This is a genomic window from Azospirillum mesophilum (genome assembly GCF_053470405.2).
Genome location: NZ_JBPXMQ020000032.1, coordinates 36849 through 56028 on the forward strand (window position 1 = coordinate 36849; position 19180 = coordinate 56028).

Genomic DNA, 19180 nt, shown 5'->3' on the forward strand with positions numbered 1-19180 from the left:
GTTTCACATGGCCTCATTCGCCGGCTCTCAGCGGATGCCTCTGGCACCCGCCTGCCGCCAGCGGGAACAGAGTTCCCGCGATAGGCCGGGCTTCGGACGCATGGGCGTCCGGGCCCGCCGTCGCGGTCCAAAGCGGATTGAAATCCGCTTTAGTGCCAAGCTCCGCGAGCATGGAGGGAGGAAACGTTGCTGAAGCGTCTTCATTTCTTTGTTCCAGATACTTTCGTAAACGATGAATATACGCCAAGCGCAATCATTCATCGAACAAATGAATTGCCGAGTCCATTTCTCTCAATAATGGGCCTTAGATTTGTCCATGCCGCAATGTCATGTGATTCTGGAATGATCACATATGGAGGCATAGATGATTATAAGCCGAACACAATTTATGTGCTCAGGGACTATTTTTACGAACACTTGCCGGTTCAGAATATCGATCTTCAAGAGATCGGTAGTTCCATTTTGCTTTTCCATGGAATCGCACAACCCCATTCCGATTGGCTGCGCGGCGGTTTCAATGGTTATAGATATAACCGTGAAAGAAGCAACTTCGATCCTACGCGTTTCTTCCTTCAAAAAAAGGGGGACTTTAATGAATTGAATAACATCGTCGTGCCAATCAGTGCAGCCCGGGAATGGTTGCCTCCGGCTTCTTCATGCTCCCAAACGATTCTTTTGGATGAGCCGCATGCTACACTGCTTGATGTCATGGCCAACGAGGACGACATAAGGACAAGGCTGTATCGACATGCATTGGCGGTTTGCAAGGAGTTGAGCAACCGAGGATTCGAGATACATACTTTTTGCCGCGAAGATCATCCTGCATTCCGTCAAGTTGTTTCAGAAAATCCGTTTTTGAGGGTCATTCATCAAGGAGGGTGGATGAATTATCATGATACACTTAAAATGTATGCGAATCACACTTTTTTCTTTAATTATTTCACAGAAACATATGGGTTTCCGACTTATGAAAATCTGCAGCTGGGCAATGGAGTTGTAATTTATTCTGAGAACGCCAATATGACTGCAATGATGCAGATGCAGAACAGCGCTATTTTGTCCATCTATCTTGAGCCTCATTTGTGTGCAGATCTTGTGACTGCGTACTTCCAGAGATTTGTCTCGTGCAATCTCCGCTCATCTATAGCTGATGATGCTCACACTCGATTCTCGACAGATACTTTTGCATCTCGCCTGATTGAAGTATTTAATTCCAATAAGGCATTGCCAAAACTAAGCTTGTCTCCGAATCATGCGGAATCCGCCTCATCGGCGTTTGGAGTTCGGCCGATCACGTTCTGTGCAAAGGGCGACATGGTCAGCGGTTCTCAGGATAACGACACGAGTATTGAAGAATGCCGATTTGTCAGCCCACATTGCCATGAGAATGCTCACCCCGACAATCTCTGCACCATGGCTTTTACCTCCAATGCTCAGAATTTCGAAGATGTTATGTTGTGGCGTGCTCTGAATGGCGTAAAGAAAGGCACATACATCGACATTGGCGGAAGTAACCCCGGTTACGATTCGGTAAGCAAAGCCTTCTACGAACAAGGATGGCGAGGAATTCATGTAGAGATGAACCCGTATTACGCAAAAATATTGCGTAGGAGCCGCCCTGACGAGCTAGTCTTGCATGCCGCCATTTCGGACAGTTTTGAAGGCGTAACTTATTACGAGATCGTCGACAATCAGACGTTGTCCACAGTCCGCGCCGACATCGCCGAGGCACGTCGCCGGGAAGGATACAATTTCGTCGTCCACGATGTTCGGTCGATTACCCTGGACCACGTTCTCAATCGGGTTACGACAGAAGAAATTCACTGGCTGAAGATTGGGGGGGAACTCGTCAAACCCTCACTATTGAACGGTTGGGCAAAATCCAAAAAACGCCCGTGGATCGTTGTCATCACGACCACAGATCCCATAACGAATTCGAAAAGCTGTAGTAAGTTGGAAAGCAATCTGCTATCGAAGGGGTATTTATTCGCCCATTTTGACGGGTTGAACCGCTATTATGTACTGAATACGCATGCCGAGCTGATGGAACATTTCCGCTACGGCCTGCGCCTGTGCAGCGATTCTGGCCCCATTTTGAAAGTGGGAGATGGGCATGAGGACCGAGCAGTTGCGCTCCGGCATCACCGTAAACCTTCCGCCCTACCCCTACTGAAGCGGCTTTTCGATAGGGGTACTTTGCCGGTGCCTTGAAGGTTGAGCGTGGCAGCATGAACACCGCGGCAAGCGCTGGGCGAGACCGACGCGGCGTAACCGTTCCCCAGATCGTCCCGAGATCGCCCTTGACAGCCGGCCGGCGCCGGAATAAGAACAAACCATAAACACCAGTTTTGCGCCCCGCGTGGCTTCCGCCGCGCGGGGCTTTTTGCGTTCGGGGCGGGACACGCCGCCGACGGGCGCCCCACGACCGGAGACCGCCAGCATGCCCGTTCTTCCCATCGACGATTTCGGCTACCGCATCCAGGCCCTGCTTCCCGGAACGCCGCAGGCCGTGACCATCGGCGCGGCGTCGCACGCGTCCCTTCCCTTCCGCGCCGGGACCACCGTGGTCCGGGTGGTCGCCACGTCGGCCTGCTTCCTGGCCTTCGGGCCGGCGCCGGTCGCCACGGCCGGCGACCATTACCTGCCCGCGGGCGCGCCGGAGTATTTCCGCGTCGTTCCCGGAACGGCCGTCGCGGTCGTCCGGGCCGGTACGGACGGCACACTGTACCTGTCGGAGATGCTGTGATGCTGGCCGGTCTCGGCCGGCTCCTGGCCGGCATCCGCCAAGCCCTGCCGTTCCTCAAATCCCGCGCGGGCGATGTCCTCGCCACCCGCGCGGGCGACCGCCTCATCCGGAGATGACCCGCCCATGTCCGAAACCGCCCTTCATGAACTGCCCGCCGCCGGCCCCCTGACCGGGGCGGAGATCGTCCCGGTCGACAACGGGACCGCCACGGTCCGAACGACCGTATCGGCCATCCGGTCGGGCCTCGCCGCCCAGGGCCACGGCCACACGCCGGCCGATGTCGCGGGGCTGCAACCGGCGCTGGACGCCAAGGCGCCGATCACGGTCCCGGCCGGCACCAGCTTGAAGATTGGCATGACGGCTGCGCTGACGGGGCCGCACCGGCCCGGAAACGTGGGCACGGTCGCCCTGACGGTCATGGACGGGGGCGGCGACAGCGGCGTGTTCGTCGAGAACATCTACAACGGCACCTATTCCAGCCAGCAGATCGTGTTCCGCACGGCGCAAGGGGGGATCTCCACCTCCACGCCCCGGCTGCGGATCGCCCCGGATGGATCGCTGCGGCACCGCGACGACGCCACGACCATCGTGGACTCTGCGTCGCACCTGGGCCTGCGCTCCTACACCGTCGCCACCATGCCGACCGCCTCCCCCGCCGGCCGCCTCGCCTTCGTCTCGGACGGGCCGTCGAACCGGCGGCTGGCCGTTTCGGACGGATCCGCCTGGCGTTGGCCCGACGGCTCGGCCGTGTCCTGACCTCCCGTCATCAATCCCCAATCCAAGGACGACCACCATGCAGACGACCAAGCACCCCTACGAATTCCTGGTGCGCTGGGACCGCAACGGCCACCTTGCCGGCGCGCACGCGCAGTTCCGTTATGTGACGCGGAGCGACGACGGCACCATCGTCGGCGAATTCATCGGCTCGGCGGAGCCGGTGAGCGTGGCCGGCGCGGACGGGTTCCCGCTCGCCGACCTCCTGTCGGAGGTGCAGGCATCCGCGCTCGCCGCGCTGGAGACCGCCCGCGCCGAACGCGACGCCGCGCTCGCCAAGCTGGCCGCCACCGGCTGAGTCCGGTCGACAGAGGGAACGGGGGCAGAGGAAACGGGGGCGTTCACAGCAGCCCGAGCGCCGCCAGCCGGTCGCGGTAGCGCCGGCCGACGGCGGTGGCGCTGTGGTTGAGGCGGACATGCGCCTGCCCGGCTGCGGCCAGCCGCGCCCGCAGCGCGGCGTCGCCGGCCAGGGCGCGCATGCCCCAGGCCGCGTGGTCGATGTCCGGCTCGGCCCAGTAGGTGCCCTCCCCCCACGGGTACTCGCCGGGGCCAAGCGGCCGGGGGGACGCGGCCACGGCGATGGCCGTGTCCGGGCGGACCAGTTCGTTGCTGCCGGACCATCCGGTGGCGACGACCGGCTTGCCCAGCAGCATGGCCTCGGCGATCGTCCGTCCGAACCCCTCGGACCGGTGGAGCGACACATAGGCGTCGCACGCCCGGATCAGGCCGAGGACGCTGGGCCGGTCCAGCGTCTCGGCCAGGATGCGGATGCGACGGTCGCCGGCGCAGTGCTCCAGGAACTCCCGCCAGACCGGGCTGTCGGCCGGCGGGTTCATGACCTTGAAGACCAGCCCGACCGGCTCGTTCCCGTTGGGGAAGGCGCGCCGGAACGCGCGGGCGGCGGCGGCGGGGTTCTTGCGGTCCAGGTAGGAGTTGGCGTCGAACACATAGAGGAACAGGAAGCGGTCCTCGGGCAGGGCGAAGTCCCGGCGCGTCACCGGGGCGACCTGGGGCAGTTCGACCGCCATCGGCATGTGCAGCACCGGCACCGGCGATACGGGGGCGAAGGCCTCCTGGGTGAAGCGCGACGACACCCACAGCTCGTCGATCAGCCCGAAGGCGGAGCGCCAGGGGTCCGGCCAGCGGGGCAGCTCCCAGGGCCAGTAGCCGATCGCGCAACGCCCCGCGGTCGTCCGGAACCCCCTCTCCATCAGGAAGCGCGCGGTGTCGAAGCCGGTCAGGCAGAACACCGTGGCCGCGTGGGGAAAGCCGTCCGCCACATGCGCCGCGGCCGAGGCGTCCTGCTTGCGCGCCACGGTCCCGCGGGAGAAATCGACGATGTTGAAGGGAACGCCGTTGCCCGACAGGGCCGACGCCATCATCCGCACGTCCTCGCCGACCCCCAGTTCCCCATAGGCGTAGCCGACGAGCGTGCAGCCGCCCCGGACCGGTGATAAAGGGGCCGGTGATAAAGGGGCCGGCGGCTGGACGGCCGCCATGGGAACCGGACCGAGCAGCGGGGCCAGATCCTCCTCGACGGCGCCCGCGTGGCGCATCCAATCGGCCAGCCCCCGGCGCCCGTCCCCGGTGGACAGGTCGAAGCGCGCCTGGAGATCCTCGCGGAAGGCGAGGATCAGCATCATCAGGTTGGTTACCGGCGGCGCGGCGGGGCCGCCCGCCATGGCCGGCGCGTCGAGCCAGCGGCGGATCCCGTCGTCCACGAGGTCGCCGATGCCCATCTCCCGCAGCCCGTGCAGGAGAAGCCAGGCCAAGGCCCGGCTCGGCCCCCCCGGCTGGTCGGCGCGGACCGCGGCGAACACGTCGCGGCGGACATCCAGCGCGTAGCGCACGATCCTCGGGATGCCCGGCCCGTCCGCCCCTGACCCGTCCGCCAAGTCCGGGAACGGAACCGTTTCCCAGGCGACCCGCCTCTGCTCCGCCGTCGCCGGGCCGCACGCGTGCTCCTTGCGGCCGAAGCACAGCCACCACATCAGGAACCGCTTGCGGGTTTCCTCGTCGTCGGTGTCGTCATGCTGCCGGACGTCACCGCGCAGCAGGAAGGTAAACCAGACCTGCGCGTCGAAGTAGGCGGGCCAGCACGGCCGGGCGTGCGGGCGGAGACCGGTCGGCTGGTCCTGGGGCCGGTCCTCGGGATGTGTGTGGAATGACGGGATGTTCACGACCCGGCCTCACGCCCCGGGGACGATGGAACGGAGGCGGGCCGCCCGTGATGCGGCCCGTCCCACGCTTGGAAAGCCCGGCTCAGGAGCGGCCGTAACGATCCTCCATGCGGACGATGTCGTCCTCGCCCAGATAGGAGCCCGACTGCACCTCGATCAGGTTGAGCGGCACCTTGCCCGGGTTCTCCAGGCGGTGCGCGGTGCCGAGCGGGATGTAGATGGACTCGTTCTCGCGCAGCAGGATCTGCTCCTCGCCGCGGGTCACCAGCGCGGTGCCGTTCACCACGACCCAGTGTTCGGCCCGGTGATAGTGCATCTGCAGCGACAGGCGGGCGCCGGGGGCGACCGTCAGACGCTTCACCTGGAAGCGGTCGCCCGCGTGCAGGGACTGGTAGAAGCCCCAGGGACGGTGGACCCGGCGGTGCAGCAGGGGTTCGTTGCGGCCCTGCTTCTTCAGGTGCTCGACCATCGGCTTGATGTCCTGCGCGCGGTCCTTCGCCGCGACCAGGATGGCGTCCTCGGTGGCGACCACCACCGTGTCGGTCATGCCGAGCAGGGCGACGAGCGCGCCGTCCTCGCTGCGGGCGTAGCAGCCCTTGCTGTCCCAGGCGATGGCGTCGCCGTGGCAGACGTTGTCCCCGCCGTCCTTCTCGCCGATGTCCCACAGGGCCGACCAGGCGCCGACGTCGGTCCAGCCGATGCTGCAGGGCACCACCGCGGCCGTGTCCGTGCGCTCCATCACCGCGTAGTCGATGGAGGTGGAGGGGGCGGCGGCGAAGGCCTCTTCGTCCAGGCGGAAGAAGTCGAGGTCAGACCGCCCCTTGGCGAGGGCGGCGCGGCAGGCTTCCAGAACGGCCGGCTCCCAACGCTCCAGCTCGGCCAGATACTGGCGGACCGGCAGCAGGAACATGCCGCTGTTCCAGAAGAAGTTCTTTTCGGCGAGGTAGCGCTCGGCCTGCTCGCGCGGCGGCTTCTCGACGAAGGCGGCGACACGGAAGGCGCCGTCCTGCCCCTCGATCGCATCGCCGCGGCGGATGTAGCCGTAGCCGGTTTCCGGCGCGGTGGGCACGATGCCGAAGGTGGTGAGGTGGCCGGCGGACGCCGCGCTGGAAGCGATGGCCACCGCCTCCAGGAACGCCTCCTGGTCCTGGATCACATGGTCGGCCGGCAGCAGCAGCAGCAGCCCGTCGGGGTCGCTCTGCGCGACCGTCAGGGCGGCGATGGCGGCGGCGGCGGCCGTGTTGCGGCCGACCGGCTCCAGCACGATCCGGGCGCCGTCGATCCCGGCCTGACGAAGCTGCTCGGCGATGACGAAGCGGTGCTCCTGGTTGCAGATGATCAACGGCTTGGCGAAATGCGCCGGATCGACGACCCGCCGCGCCGTGTCCTGCAACATCGAACGCTCTGAACACAGGGACAGGAACTGCTTGGGATACTGTTCCCGCGACATCGGCCAAAGCCGGACCCCGGCGCCACCGGACAGGATAACGGGATGGATACGGGCGTTCTGTGAAGCGTTCGTCATAGCGGTCGGCCGAATGCACCGTTGGAAAGAGGATCTGCTCCCTGTGTAGAGCTTTTAGCGTAGGCATGCTACAGTGAAATCCACCCTTGTGGGGCGGTCATGGGACAAGTTTTTCGCGCCTCGCGGTGCTTTGACAATGTCCGTGGAACCGAGACTGGCTTCGGATTACAGATCCATTCCGCACCTTCCCCCAATCGCGGAGGACCGGGCCTTGATGGGAGTGAGGCGTTAAGGGAATGCTTGAACAGCGGATTTCTGGAGGGTCGGGCCCGGTCCTGCGGCCCGATGCCGCAATGGAAACCGCAGCCGATCCGGTCGTCTCCATCATCACGCCCTGCTTGAACCGGGCCGGCCTCATCGCCGGCGCGGTGGACAGCGTGCTGGCCCAGAAGGGCGTGCCCGTCGAACACATCGTCGTCGACGGCGGTTCGACCGACGGCACGCTGGAGGTGCTGGCCCGCTACCCGCACCTGCGCGTGCTGACCGACCCGGACAGCGGGCTGTACGATGCCATCAACCGCGGGCTGGCCATCGCGCGCGGGCCGATCATCGGCCATCTCAACAGCGACGATCTCCTGCTGCCGGGAGCGCTGGACGCCGTGGTCCGCGCGCTCGCCGGCGAGCCGGACGCCGACGCGGCCTGCGGCGGCGCCCTGGTCACCGCTCTCGACTCCAACGGCGGCGAGCGCACGCTGTGCGCCTACGACGATCCCGCGATGAAGCGGCTGCGCCCGTTCGACCTGTGCCGGGGCGTGCCGATGATCAACGCCCGCTTCTTCCGGCGCAGCCTGTACGACCGGGTCGGCGTCTACGACGCCGCCTACCGCTACGCCGGCGACCGGGACTTCCTGCTGCGCGCCTGGACCGCCGGGCTGAAGACCGTTTCCATGCCGGAACGGGTGTACGCCTACCGGCAGCACGCCGGTTCCCTGACCATCGTCGAAGGCATGCGTCACACTGTCCCATGGCTCGACGAACATCTGCGGCTTGCCCGCCGGGTCATGAACGATCCGGCAAGCCCGCCGGCGCTGCGCCGCGAGGCGCGTGCGTGGCACGCCCTGGAGGTCGGGCGCGCCGCCGCCCGCGCCGTGACCGGAGCCCGCGGTGGAGAGGCCGCCCGGCTGACCCTGGCCGGCGCCGCGGCGGACCCCGGCTGGCCGGCCCGCTTCCTTGCCCAGGCAACCGGCTATTGCCTTCGCCGTCTCGGACGGGCAAAGGATCGTTCCGCCTCCGGTTCACCCTGAGCCATGCCCCCGGCCTCTTCCGAGCGCCCTTCCGAGCCCCCTTCCGAGCTATTGTCCATGCCGACGCCTCCGTCCCCGCTGTCCGACGCCCTCGATTTCCCCGCTTTGGTCGAGCGACTGGCCAGCACCGAACCCGTCACCCAGGTTCTGTCCGTCGGCGGCGGCCCCCTGCTGGAGGCGCTGGTCCGCGGGCTTGCGCGCAACCCCTTGAAGCCTGCGCTGATCCGCGCCGGCGCCGGCCCGGACGCGCCCCCGTTGCCGGGCGCGCACGAGGTGGCCGAGAGCTGGCTGCGCTTCCGCAACGATCCGGACCTCCCTCCGCTTGCGACGCTCCTCGCGCAGCTTGAGCAGAACATCCGGCAGCCGGGCTCCGGCGGCGGGGAAAGCGGGTCCAAGGGCGGCCCGGAGCCCCGGCGGGAACGCGGGGGCTTCGGGATGGTGCTGATCGAGGACACCGGCTTCGCCGGCCTCCGCGCGCTCGACCAGATCGACGATGCTTCCGTCGTCCTGATCGCCGAGCGCGCGGGGAGCGGCAGCGGCTGGCTGGCGCGGCGGCGCCTGCTGGACGACCCCGGCTGGGAGCTGCTCGCCGAAGACCGGACCGATCGGGTCTGGGCGGCGTTTCGCCGAACGGCGGCCTCCGGGACGGACCTGCCGATCCACTTCTTCACGATCGTCCTGAACGGGGAACCCTTCATCCGCCATCACGAGCGGGTGTTCGCCGAGCTTCCCTTCGAGTGGCACTGGCACATCGTGGAGGGCGTGGCGGCGCTGAAGCACGACACGGCCTGGAGCCTGGCCTCGGGCGGCCGGGTTCTGGACAGCGTGCACGACCAGGGGCGCAGCAACGACGGCACCTCGGCCTATCTGGACGAGCTGGCGGCGCGCTTTCCCGACCGCGTCACCCTGCACCGCAAGCCGCTGGGCGCGTTCTGGGACGGCAAGCGCGAGATGGTCAACGCGCCCCTGCCGCACATCGCCACGCCCGGCCTGCTCTGGCAGGTCGACGCCGACGAGCTGTGGACCGCCGAGCAGATCCGCACCGTCCACGCCCTGTTCCAGGCCAACCCGCAGCGCACCGCCGCCTATTACTGGTGCGACTATTTCGTCGGGCCGGAGCGGGTGATCAGCACGCGCTTCAACTACGCCCAGAACCCGCGGCAGGAATGGCTGCGCACCTGGCGCTTCGAGCCGGGCATGACCTGGGCCGCCCACGAGCCGCCCACCCTGGTGGACGCCGCCGGCAAGGATCTCGCGCAGGTCGACCCCTTCACGCAGGACGAGATGGAGGACGCCGGCGTCGTCTTCCAGCATTTCGCCTACGCGACCGAAGCGCAGGCCGCCTTCAAGGAAACCTACTACGGCTACAAGGACGCCCGCGCCCACTGGCGCCGCCTGCAGGAGGAGGTGACCGGGTCGGCGCTGCTGCGCGACCACCTGCCCTGGGTGAGCGACGAGACGCTGGTGGACACCGCTGCGGCGCGCGGCATCGTGCCCATCGCGGTCCCGGAGCCGGACGGCGAGTGGCGCTTCCGCGGCCCCGCCGAGGTGGCGGAGGAGCGCGCGAGGCTGGCCCCCGTGCGGCCCAAAATTCTGGTCGACGGGGTCTTCTACCAGCATCTGGGCACCGGCATCGCGCGGGTCTGGACGGCGGTGCTGAAGGCCTGGGTGGCCTCGGGCTTCGCGGAGCATGTCGTGCTGCTCGACCGCACCGGCACGGCGCCGCGCATCCCCGGCATCCACACCCGCACCATCCGCGCCCACGACAAGACGGCGCCCGGAGCCGACAGCCTGTATCTGGAACGGATCTGCCGGGAGGAAGGGGCGGACCTGTTCGTCTCCACCTACTACACGACGCCGACCGCCACGCCGTCGCTGTTCATGGGCTACGACATGATCCCGGAGGCGCTCGGCTTCCCGCTGACCGACGAGTCCTGGAAGGAGAAGCACCGGGCCATCCTGCACGCCTCGGCGCATGTGATGATTTCCAGGAACTCCGCCCGCGACCTGGAGCGGATGTTCCCCTCAGTCCCGGCGGGCAGCACGGCGGTGGCCTATTGCGGGGTGGGCGAGGCCTTCCACAAGCCCGGCGAGGCGGAAGTCGCGGCCTTCCGCAAGGCGCACGGCCTGACCGGCCCCTACCTGCTGATGGTCGGGGAGCGCAGCGGCTACCGGGGCTACAAGAACGGCCTGCTGCTGTTCCGCGCGCTGGGGCTGGGCGAGGCCGCGACCCGCGACCTGACCGTGCTCTGCGTCGGCGGCGCCAAGGAGATCGAGCCGATGTTCCGCGCCCTGGCGCCCGACGTCAGGACCGTCCGGCTGTCGCTCTCCGACGAGGAACTGACCTTGGCCTACGCCGGGGCGGAGGCGATGGTCTACCCGTCGCGCTACGAGGGCTTCGGCATGCCGGTCGTGGAGGCGATGGCCTGCGGCTGCCCGGTCATCACCTGCGCCAATTCGTCCCTGACCGAGGTGGCCGGCGACGCCGCCCTGTTCGTGGGCGAGGACGACGCGGCCGGGCTCGTCGCGGCGATCGGCGAGGCGCGCGACCCGGCCCGGCGCGCCGATCTGGTCCGCCACGGCCTGGAGCAGGCGGCCCGCTTCACCTTCGACGCCATGGCCGACGTGATGGCCGGGCATCTGCTGGACACCGCCGCGAAGCTGAAGGACGGGCGCCTGGCCCCGCCGTCGCCGGTCTGGCAGGAGCTGCGGGCCACGCAGGCCGCCGGCGCGGCGAGCGTCGGCGCCGAGGACGACGGCGATTCCCCCTGGGTGCTGCGCCGCCGCCTGCAGCGCAGCGAGCAGCACCTGCGCGCGGTGCAGAACGAGCTGACGAGCATGCAGAACAGCCCCTTCTGGCGGCTGCGCACGGTCACGCTGGGCGTGCTGGTCCGGCTGGGCGTGCGGTGGCGGCGCTGAGCGGGCCATGCGCGTTCTCTTCGACGACCACATCTTCTCCATCCAGCGCCACGGCGGGATCTCGCGCTGCTTCGCCGAGATCATCACGGCGCTGCGGGCGCGGCCGGGGGTGCAGGTGGTGCTGCCCTTCCGCCGGGTCGTCAGCGCCCACCTGATCGACCAGCCCGACCTGGACGTCCGCGACTTCCTGGGTGGGCTGCATTTCCCCGGCAAGCGCACCCTGCTGCGGGGGCACAACCGCACCCAGGTGCGCCAGGCGCTGCGGCGGGGCGCCTTCGACGTCGTCCACCAGACCTTCTACGACACCGACCTGCCGGACCTGCTGCACGGGCGGCCGATGGTCGTCACCGTCCACGACATGGCGCCGGAGCTGATGCCGCACGCCTTCGCCCGGCCGGAGGACATCCACCCCGGCAAGCGGGCGCTGTGCGCGGCGGCCTCGGCCATCGTGGCGGTGTCGCAGACCACCAAGGCGGATCTGGTGCGGCTCTACGGGATCGACCCGGCGCGCGTGGAGGTGGTCCACCACGGCCTGTCCCGGGACGCGGTCTGGGTGCCGGGGCACCCCGCGGGGGTGGCGCTGCCCGACCGCTACCTGCTGATCGTCGGCCGGCGCGACGGCTACAAGAATTTCGGGGGCGTGTCCGGCGCCCTCGCCGCCCTGCTGAAGCGGCGGCCCGGCCTGCATCTGGTCTGCGGCGGCGGCGGCCCCCTGGGCGAGGTGGAGCGCCGGCCCTTCCTGGAGGCCGGCTGCGCCGACCGCCTGCACCAGCACACGTTGTCCGCCGCCGACCTCGCCTGGGCCTACGCGCACGCCGAGGCCTTCGTCTTCCCGTCCCTGTACGAAGGCTTCGGCCTGCCAATCCTGGAAGCCTTCGCCAACGGCTGCCCGGCGGTGCTGAGCGACCGGAGCTGCTTCCCCGAGATCGCCGCCGACGCCGCGCTCTACTTCGACCCCGCCACCCCGGACGCCCTGGCGGAGGCCCTGGACCGGGTGCTCGACGACGCGGCCCTGCGCGCCCGCCTCATCGAGGCCGGCCGGCGTCGCGCGTACGACTTCACCTGGACAGCGGCGGTGGACCGCCTGCTCGCCCTCTACCATCGCCTGTCGGCCCATCGTTGACGTTGGTGGCGGTGACGTCGGTGGGCTTCCCGTTTCCCCAGGCGTGCCGTCGCTCCGTCGCGCTGAAGCGCTGACACATCCGCTCTCTGTTCATCGCCATGGCCGGGTTTGACCCCATAGGCCCCAAGTTAACCGCTGTGTGACCGAGCCGAGTTTCCGTCACATCTTCATCGTCATCCCCGCGAAGGCGGGGATCCAGCCTTTTCAGCCACTTATGCGCAAAGTTTCCTGGATCCCCGCCTTCGCGGGGATGACGGGATGGGACGGTGGTCGCCCATGGAAGACCGCTCCGAACGGCTAAAGTCAGCGCCTATGGGGTCATCAAGCCCGGCCATGACGGTTCGGGATGCGTCAGAACTTTCGCTCAGCGGTATCAGCCCTGCCCCAGCCGTGGCAGCATGCTGACAAAAACTGACAGCATAGGGAGCTAAGGTCGGTTTCACCGGGCGGGGACGACGAAAGCGCCCCACCGCCAGACACCGAACCAACCAGACACCGGACCAAAGGGAACCGCCACCATGCTGAACGTCGATTTCGTCCTGCTGTACGTCGACAGCCCCGCCAAGAGCGCCGCCTTCTACACCGACCTGCTGGGCCGCCCGCCGGTCGAGGCCTCGCCGACCTTCGCGATGTTCGCCATGGAATCCGGCCTGATGCTGGGCCTGTGGTCGCGCCACACGGTGGAGCCCAAGGCCACGGTGATGCCGGCCAGCAGCGAGATCGCCTTCGTCGTCCCCGACGCCGACGCGGTCCGCGCCACCCACGCCGACTGGAGCGGCCGCGGCCTGCCCATCGCCCAGGAGCCCACCGCCATGGACTTCGGCCACACCTTCGTCGCGCTGGACCCGGATGGCCACCGCCTGCGCGTCTTCGCCCCGAACGGTCACTGAGCCAACGCAACGGATCCAACGCAAGGGAGGGACGCCCGATGAGCGGTCGCAGCTGGATCGCCGTGGCCTCGGCCGAGCATGTCAGGCTCGGCCGCGCCGGCGGCTTCATGCAGGTTTGCCACGGCAAGGCGGCGCCGCTGCGCCGCCTGCGCCCCGGCGACCGCGTCGCCTACTACTCGCCCTGGGAGGTGTATCGGAGCACGGAGAAGCTCCAGATCTTCAGCGCCATCGGCACCGTACGGGAGGGGGAGCCCTACCAGTTCGACATGGGCGGCGGCTTCGTGCCGTTCCGGCGCGACGTGGACTGGCTGAAGGCGGAGGAGGCGCCGATCAAGCCTCTCCTCGACGTGCTGGACTTCACCGGCGGCACGCGGAACTGGGGCTATCAGCTGCGCTTCGGGCTGTTCGAGGTCAGCGACCACGACATGCGGTGCGTCGCCGAGGCCATGAGGGCCGCCTTGCCGGTATGAGAGGTGTTAAAAAGCTCGCACGGCGCAGCGGGCCAGGAAGCGGGTGGTGCGCAGGGGCGACAGGGCGAAGGCCCGGCCGATGTGGCTGAGCGCCTGCACATGGGCGTCCTCGTGCACGGCGGCCACCGCCTGCTCGATGGCGAGGCTGGCCCGGAAGCGGCGCAGCCCCCCCGGCCCGGCGACTCGCAGGACGCGGTCGGCGTGCTGGCGGTGCAGCCGGTCGATCGCCACGGCGACCGGGGCCGAGCGCGCCGGGCGACCGACATGCACCACCGCCCCCAGCACCGGCAGGCAGGCGAAGGAAAAGCGCTCCATGCAGCGCAGGAGCCAGTCCCAATCCTCCAGCCGGGGCAGCGTCTCGTCGAGCGGGCCGACGGCGGCGAAGCACTCGCGCCGGACCATGAGGGTGGAGCCCGGCGACACGTAGCAGCCGTCGAGAATCGTCTCGAACCAGGTTCCGTCGGCACGCGGCCGGCGTTTGCTGCGGCGGCCGGTCTCCTCGCGGTGCAGGACGAAGCCGGTGCACAGCGCGTGCGGGGCGTCCGGCACCCCTTCCAGCGCGTCGAGCTGCGCCCTGAGCTTGCCGGGCAGCCATTCGTCGTCGGAATCGAGGAAGGCGATGTAGCGGCCGCGGGCCGCCTGCACGCCGGTGTTCCGGGCGGCGGCGGCGCCCCGGTTTTTCTCGTGCCGGATCAGGCGGATCCGCGGATCGCCGTAGGAGGGCGGGATGGCCTCGCTCTGGTCGGCGGACCCGTCGTCCACCACGATCAGCTCCCAGTCGGCGACGTCCTGCAGGCGCACGCTCTCGATGGCACGGCGCAGCGTGTGAGCCCGGTTGAAAACCGGTATGACAACGCTGACCAGGGGCTCTTCCATCGGTGATCTCGTTTGCGGCACGGCGACCGGTGCGGTTCGACCATAGGGCAGCACCGTGCGCAACGGGAAGGGGCAACGCGCAAAATTCTTCGTCCCACGGTGCAGACGGGCGCTTTTCCTCTCCGCAAGCGCTCCGCCGGACCGGGGAGCCCCCTCAGACGCTGCGGTTTTTCAGCGACAGTTCCAGATGACGCAGGATGAGGTCGGTGTCGTAGTCGGAGGACTGTTTCACCACCCGCTCCCAGTAGTTCAGCAGCGGGATGCGCGCCGGGTTCTTCTGCAGCAGGTCGCGCTTGAGGAAGGGGAAGTCCATCTGGGCGATCAGGTAATCCCAGAAGAAGTGCGTCCCGTTCAGCGGCACGCCCGCGTTGATGGTGCGGAACACCTGCTGGATGAAGCTCTTGCGCACCGGGTCCATGCCGTCGCCGGCGATGTTGCGCTCCACCACCGCCTCGATCAGGGCGGTCGCCGCCTGACGGTAGGGGAAGGCGGCGCGGCAGCGCAGGCCGGCGCGGCGCAGCGCGCGCGTCAGCCCGATCTCGTACTTGCGCACGATCCAGGTCTTGGACTGGACGTAGCGCAGCCGCGACCAGAAAGCCGCGAAGGCCGGGGAGGCGATCGCCGCCCGGTGGAACAGCAGGAAATAGCTCTGCAGGTGGAAGGAGAACTCCCAGCTGTCGGACGCCCCCCAGACGTCGGCGTCGCGCGGGTCCATCCGCTCCAGCAGGCCGGCCAGATGGTGCAGCGGGCCGTAGACGCTGTCGTTGGCAAGCAGCAGCGTGTCGACCGCGCCCAGCTCCGGGATGGCGGCGATGCCCTCCTTGTAGGCGCCGAAGTCGTAGCCGACGTTGTCGCGCCGGATGACCAGCGCGCAGACGTCGCGCAGCTCTTCGATCTGGCTTTCCAGGAGGCGCGGCGCGTTGCTGGAGAAGACGATGGCGAAGCCCAGCGACTGGAGCTGGCGCAGATAGTGCCAGACGAAGTCGTGGACGGTGCCCTGCCGGTCATAATGCACGAACACCGCGACACGGCGCGCCCCGGCGAGCGCGCCCCGCCCCTCCCACCGCTCGCACACGTAGCTTTCCTTGCGGAAGGCCGCGGCGGCGTAGGAGAGATAGCCCCCCAGCATCTTGCATTGCACGATCGCCCAGGCGAGCACGAAGCGCAGGCGCAGGGGCAGACGGATCAGGGTGCTGAGCATGGGGGCGCCTTAACTCGGGCTGGGGGGCTTGGACTGGGGGCGGGTTCGGGATCAGACGGGCAGCCGCTGGGTGCGGACCAGAAGCTCCGTCCGGGCGCGCAGGTCGAGCGGCACGGACGGCAGGCCGGGGGCCGGCTTCAGAATCCCGCGCAGGGCCTCGCCCGCCTCGTTGCGCTGCCCGGCGTTGGCCAGGGCCTGCCCCTGGTGGAACAGCGACGGCCACAGCAGCGCCTGGACGATGGGGGCGGTGTCGCGGTCGGGCAGGTCCAGGCAGGCCTGGTGGGCGCGGCCGAAATAGCCCGCCGCCCCGCGCGGCGCCTTGCGGTGGTTCAGCGTCAGGATGCCCAGCGCGAAGGCCGTGGAGGCGAGCACCGCCCCCTCGGCCGGCAGGGCGTTCTCCACCGCCACGACCAGCCGGTCGGCCGCCGCGTACTGGCCGAGGTTGACCAGATCGACGAAGATCTTGCGCCGCACGTCGTCCAGGATGTCGCCGGGGATGCGCTCGCCCAGCAGCGGGCTTTCCAGGTCGCCGAGCCTGAGGGCGCCGTCCGCCGCCTCGGCCGGGCGATCCCAGGCCAGCAGGTGGGGGATCTGGGCGCGCGCCCGCCAGGACAGCTCTTCCGTCTCGCCGTCGTCGGCGCCGATGACGTGCAGGGCCGCCCGCATCCGCTCCCCGGCGAGCGCCGAAGCCTCGAACCACAGGGCCGCCACGTCGCGCCGCCCGTCGAGCTGCCAGGCCAGCATGCCATGGAAATAGAGGATGCCGCACAGGTTGAAGGGGGCGGTCGCGTGGTAGGGCTCCACCCCCTGCGGCACCGGATCCGCCTTCAGCCGCGCCAGCAGGGCCGCCGGATCCGACAGGTCCAGATGCTCCCAGCGCAGCCGCACGGCATCCGCCGCCTGGGTGGCGGCGCCGCGCGCGGCGGCGTAGTCGCCGGCGTGGGTCAGCTCCTTCAGCAGGCGGTAGCGGTAGCCGAGGCCGAGCGGGCTCTTCGGGTCGAGCGTCGGGATGCGCGTCTCCAGGTAGGAGCGGTAGAGCCGGCGGTCGTAGGGACGGTCGAAGTCGACGGAGAGCCGGCCGGGCGAGGCTGCCGCCTGGAGGGAGTGGCCGTGGTCGACCACGCGCACGTCGGCGAAGCCGGCGCGGCGCAGGATCGTCTCCATGCCCTCCTTGCTGAACAGCACGAAGTGGTAGCCGGGGCTGAGCAGCGACAGCAGCGTGCCGGGCCGGGTGCCGGCGTGGATCGCCCCGGCGCTCGGCGTCGTCAGCATCAGCGTGCCGTCGTCCGTCAGCACGCCGCGCAGCAGCTCCAGCAGGCTCAGGGGGTTGAAGACATGCTCGATCACCTCGGAGCAGAAGACGAGGTCATGCGGCTCCGGCCCGGCGTCGGCCGGCGTCTCCAGATAGCTGTGGGAAATGTCCACGCCCAGCGTGACCCGGCCCTCCTGGGCGCTGAAGCCCGGGTCGAAGCCGCGCACCTGCCAGCCGAACATGGTGCGGGCGTAGTCCAGCAGCAGGCCGTAGCCGCAGCCCAGCTCCAGGTAGCGCTTGACCTTGGACGGCTCGACCGAGGACAGGACGCGGGCCATGCTGTCCACGCCGGCGTTCTGCTCCAGATAGCAGGCGACCAGCGGGTCGAACACGGCCTCGTAGGGCGGCTGGGTCAGCGTCGGGTAGGCGGCGGTGCCGCAGTGGGCGCAGACCACCAGCGACTGGACCGGGTTCGGCGGCCAGGGCGAGCGGACCTTCAGGCGCACCGGCTTGGGAGCCGCGTCGCCGCAGGCCGGGCAGACCGCCTCCATCGTCTCCTTGCCGTCTTCCCACGACACGGAATCCCACGAGATCGTATCCATCAGTCCCCAACCCTCGATCTGGGTCCCCGATCCGGGCCCTTGGTTTGTCTTCCCCGCTCCGGGATGACCTAAAGCGAACTTCCGTTCGCTTTAGATTCAAATGGCCTCACTTGCCGGCCGGGCTACGGTCGCACGCGCGACCGGGCCCGCCGTCGCGGTCCAAAGCGGATCGAGATCCGCTTTAGAGAAATGGCCGTCAAAGCGCAACGGCTTTGGCGCCGCTCGGAATGATCGCTCAACCGCGCTGCGGGTAGTGCTTGGCGCGGCTTTCGGACGTGTCGCGGTCGGTCGGCCAGCACACCGTCCCGTCCGGCAGATCCCGCACCTTGCGCGCCAGCACGAAGGCGCCGCCGAAGGAGGAGACGAGCGGCATCAGGGCCTGCGCCGGCTGGCGCTGGTCCGGGTAGATGCGCACGCGGCTGGTGAGGCCCGCGGCGACCACCTCGAACCCCATGGCCGGGCCGAACAGGACCTTCAGGCCCTCGTCGCTGAAGCGCCAGAAGTCGTTCGGCTCCTCGTGCAGGGGCCAGGACTGGTGGGTCAGGTGGTAGGTGAGGCCGCCGACCTGGAGCGCCCGGTTCACGCCGTAGGCGAACAGCCAGGGCTGGGCCAGATGCTCCATCACCGACAGCGAGAAGACTGCCCCGGCGGCGTCCCGCCCGATCAGCTCGTCGATGTAGTGGGCGTCGCCCACCACGTCGACGTTGGGGGCGGCGTGGATGTCCATGCCGATGTAGCGCTGCGCCCCGGCGAAGGCGGCGCGCAGCGGGCTCATCTGCGAGCTGACCACGCGGGCGCCCACCTCGGCGACGACCAGGGCGCGCTCGTTCACCTCGCGCTGGAAGGCGGCGAAGGCCTCCTCGGCCGGCCCGTGCTCCGGGCTGGGGTCCTGCCAGGCGCTGCCGTCGGTCAGGCAATAGGGCGCGCGGGAGGCGCCGGGCGAGCGCGGCAGCTCGACCGTCTCGACGAAGCGGTCGTCGGCGGTGATGACCTCGAAGGTGACCGGGGTGCCGGCCCGCCAGGGCAGATAGAGCTTGAAGCCGCTCTCCGCGCTGAAGGGGAACTCCGCGTAATGGGTCAGCACGTCCGGGCGGGGGGCGAAGCTGGCGATCTCGTAGGCGTCCTCCCCGGCGGAGATCCGCAGGGTCAGGATTTTCCGCTCATAGGCGTGGATCCAGCCCTCCAGATAGGCGCCGTCGCGGTCGCACCAGAACACCTCGATGGCGTAGACCAGGGGCGGGCGCGGCGGCACGAGGGGTTCCGGGGGCGCCATCAGGCCGCCCTTGGAAAGGACCGTGCGGACGGCCCTGCGGGCGCGGACGAGCGTGGAAAGCGGCTGTTCCATGGGATGCCCCGAAGACTGCGGAAGGCCCAAAGA

At 68.4% G+C, this 19180-nt stretch carries 15 protein-coding genes; 9 read left to right on the plus strand and 6 right to left on the minus strand.

Annotated elements, in window-relative coordinates; all coding sequences use genetic code 11:
- The first annotated feature begins 186 nt into the window (after positions 1–186).
- The 4 genes from ACSVC7_RS24350 to ACSVC7_RS24365 all read left to right on the plus strand — a co-directional run bounded on the left by ACSVC7_RS24350 (position 187) and on the right by ACSVC7_RS24365 (position 3818).
- Positions 187–2211, plus strand: a complete 2025-nt coding sequence (locus tag ACSVC7_RS24350) for an FkbM family methyltransferase (RefSeq protein WP_448207512.1) — start codon at positions 187–189, stop codon at positions 2209–2211.
- A gap of 229 nt (positions 2212–2440) precedes the next feature.
- A complete protein-coding gene (locus ACSVC7_RS24355) occupies positions 2441–2746 on the plus strand; it encodes a hypothetical protein (RefSeq protein ID WP_448207511.1) in 306 nt (101 codons plus the stop codon).
- 123 nt (positions 2747–2869) lie between these two features.
- On the plus strand, positions 2870–3502 hold the full coding sequence (locus ACSVC7_RS24360) for a hypothetical protein (protein WP_448207510.1): 633 nt from the start codon (positions 2870–2872) through the stop codon (positions 3500–3502).
- A 37-nt stretch (positions 3503–3539) separates the two neighbouring features.
- Positions 3540–3818: a hypothetical protein gene (locus ACSVC7_RS24365; protein ID WP_448207509.1), complete on the plus strand. Its 279-nt coding sequence runs from the start codon at positions 3540–3542 to the stop codon at positions 3816–3818.
- A 43-nt stretch (positions 3819–3861) separates the two neighbouring features.
- Here ACSVC7_RS24365 and ACSVC7_RS24370 read toward each other — a convergent pair whose 3' ends face one another.
- Both ACSVC7_RS24370 and ACSVC7_RS24375 read right to left on the minus strand, forming a co-directional pair.
- Positions 3862–5700 (minus strand): glycosyltransferase, encoded by a 1839-nt coding sequence (locus tag ACSVC7_RS24370; protein ID WP_448207508.1) that lies wholly within the window; start codon positions 5698–5700, stop codon positions 3862–3864.
- Positions 5701–5782: 82 nt separating this feature from the next.
- The gene (locus ACSVC7_RS24375) at positions 5783–7225 is read right to left on the minus strand and encodes a mannose-1-phosphate guanylyltransferase/mannose-6-phosphate isomerase (RefSeq protein ID WP_448207507.1); all 1443 of its coding nucleotides are present in this window, start codon (positions 7223–7225) and stop codon (positions 5783–5785) included.
- Between the two features lie 293 nt (positions 7226–7518).
- Here ACSVC7_RS24375 and ACSVC7_RS24380 point away from each other — a divergent pair, with 293 nt between their 5' ends.
- From ACSVC7_RS24380 to ACSVC7_RS24400, 5 genes are all read left to right on the plus strand, one after another.
- On the plus strand, positions 7519–8469 hold the full coding sequence (locus tag ACSVC7_RS24380; protein WP_448207506.1) for a glycosyltransferase family 2 protein: 951 nt from the start codon (positions 7519–7521) through the stop codon (positions 8467–8469).
- 57 nt (positions 8470–8526) lie between these two features.
- Complete coding sequence (locus ACSVC7_RS24385) at positions 8527–11388, plus strand: glycosyltransferase (protein ID WP_448207505.1); 2862 nt, start codon at positions 8527–8529, stop codon at positions 11386–11388.
- A gap of 7 nt (positions 11389–11395) precedes the next feature.
- Positions 11396–12511: a glycosyltransferase family 4 protein gene (locus tag ACSVC7_RS24390; RefSeq protein WP_448207504.1), complete on the plus strand. Its 1116-nt coding sequence runs from the start codon at positions 11396–11398 to the stop codon at positions 12509–12511.
- A 518-nt stretch (positions 12512–13029) separates the two neighbouring features.
- Positions 13030–13401 (plus strand): VOC family protein, encoded by a 372-nt coding sequence (locus ACSVC7_RS24395; protein WP_448207503.1) that lies wholly within the window; start codon positions 13030–13032, stop codon positions 13399–13401.
- A 38-nt stretch (positions 13402–13439) separates the two neighbouring features.
- On the plus strand, positions 13440–13871 hold the full coding sequence (locus tag ACSVC7_RS24400; protein ID WP_448207502.1) for an EVE domain-containing protein: 432 nt from the start codon (positions 13440–13442) through the stop codon (positions 13869–13871).
- Between the two features lie 6 nt (positions 13872–13877).
- Here ACSVC7_RS24400 and ACSVC7_RS24405 read toward each other — a convergent pair whose 3' ends face one another.
- The 4 genes from ACSVC7_RS24405 to ACSVC7_RS24420 form a co-directional block, all read right to left on the minus strand.
- Positions 13878–14747: a glycosyltransferase family 2 protein gene (locus ACSVC7_RS24405; RefSeq protein WP_448207501.1), complete on the minus strand. Its 870-nt coding sequence runs from the start codon at positions 14745–14747 to the stop codon at positions 13878–13880.
- Between the two features lie 154 nt (positions 14748–14901).
- Entirely contained in the window at positions 14902–15948 is a 1047-nt protein-coding gene (locus ACSVC7_RS24410; RefSeq protein WP_448207500.1) for a rhamnan synthesis F family protein, read from the minus strand.
- 51 nt (positions 15949–15999) lie between these two features.
- Positions 16000–17802: a class I SAM-dependent methyltransferase gene (locus ACSVC7_RS24415; RefSeq protein WP_448207499.1), complete on the minus strand. Its 1803-nt coding sequence runs from the start codon at positions 17800–17802 to the stop codon at positions 16000–16002.
- Between the two features lie 235 nt (positions 17803–18037).
- Positions 18038–19147, minus strand: coding sequence for a hypothetical protein (locus ACSVC7_RS24420; protein WP_448207498.1), 1110 nt, complete (start codon positions 19145–19147; stop codon positions 18038–18040).
- Between the last annotated feature and the right edge of the window lie 33 nt (positions 19148–19180).

Coding starts and splice junctions, on each gene's coding strand:
- ACSVC7_RS24380 (WP_448207506.1), top strand. CDS start 7,519: ATGGAAACCGCAGCCGATCCGGTCGTCTCCATCATCACGCCCTGCTTG.
- ACSVC7_RS24395 (WP_448207503.1), top strand. CDS start 13,030: ATGCTGAACGTCGATTTCGTCCTGCTGTACGTCGACAGCCCCGCCAAG.
- ACSVC7_RS24390 (WP_448207504.1), top strand. CDS start 11,396: ATGCGCGTTCTCTTCGACGACCACATCTTCTCCATCCAGCGCCACGGC.
- ACSVC7_RS24420 (WP_448207498.1), bottom strand. CDS start 19,147: ATGGAACAGCCGCTTTCCACGCTCGTCCGCGCCCGCAGGGCCGTCCGC.
- ACSVC7_RS24385 (WP_448207505.1), top strand. CDS start 8,527: ATGCCGACGCCTCCGTCCCCGCTGTCCGACGCCCTCGATTTCCCCGCT.
- ACSVC7_RS24375 (WP_448207507.1), bottom strand. CDS start 7,225: ATGACGAACGCTTCACAGAACGCCCGTATCCATCCCGTTATCCTGTCC.
- ACSVC7_RS24355 (WP_448207511.1), top strand. CDS start 2,441: ATGCCCGTTCTTCCCATCGACGATTTCGGCTACCGCATCCAGGCCCTG.
- ACSVC7_RS24405 (WP_448207501.1), bottom strand. CDS start 14,747: ATGGAAGAGCCCCTGGTCAGCGTTGTCATACCGGTTTTCAACCGGGCT.
- ACSVC7_RS24400 (WP_448207502.1), top strand. CDS start 13,440: ATGAGCGGTCGCAGCTGGATCGCCGTGGCCTCGGCCGAGCATGTCAGG.
- ACSVC7_RS24360 (WP_448207510.1), top strand. CDS start 2,870: ATGTCCGAAACCGCCCTTCATGAACTGCCCGCCGCCGGCCCCCTGACC.
- ACSVC7_RS24415 (WP_448207499.1), bottom strand. CDS start 17,802: ATGGATACGATCTCGTGGGATTCCGTGTCGTGGGAAGACGGCAAGGAG.
- ACSVC7_RS24410 (WP_448207500.1), bottom strand. CDS start 15,948: ATGCTCAGCACCCTGATCCGTCTGCCCCTGCGCCTGCGCTTCGTGCTC.
- ACSVC7_RS24365 (WP_448207509.1), top strand. CDS start 3,540: ATGCAGACGACCAAGCACCCCTACGAATTCCTGGTGCGCTGGGACCGC.